This window comes from Kluyvera sp. Awk 3, assembly GCF_028069715.1.
GTDB classification, from domain to species: Bacteria; Pseudomonadota; Gammaproteobacteria; order Enterobacterales; family Enterobacteriaceae; genus Kluyvera; species Kluyvera georgiana_A.
On sequence record NZ_JANEWH010000352.1, the window covers coordinates 1 to 272 of the forward strand.

The 272-nt window shown below is 54.8% G+C and carries 1 rRNA gene; it reads left to right on the forward strand.

Going from position 1 to position 272, the window contains the following annotated elements:
* Positions 1 to 272: ribosomal RNA gene (locus NNN71_RS25360) — 16S ribosomal RNA — on the forward strand; the annotation flags it as partial.

Here is a 272-nt window from a genome sequence, read left to right on the forward strand (position 1 = left end):
CCGCCTGGGGAGTACGGCCGCAAGGTTAAAACTCAAATGAATTGACGGGGGCCCGCACAAGCGGTGGAGCATGTGGTTTAATTCGATGCAACGCGAAGAACCTTACCTACTCTTGACATCCACGGAACTTAGCAGAGATGCTTTGGTGCCTTCGGGAACCGTGAGACAGGTGCTGCATGGCTGTCGTCAGCTCGTGTTGTGAAATGTTGGGTTAAGTCCCGCAACGAGCGCAACCCTTATCCTTTGTTGCCAGCGGTTCGGCCGGGAACTCA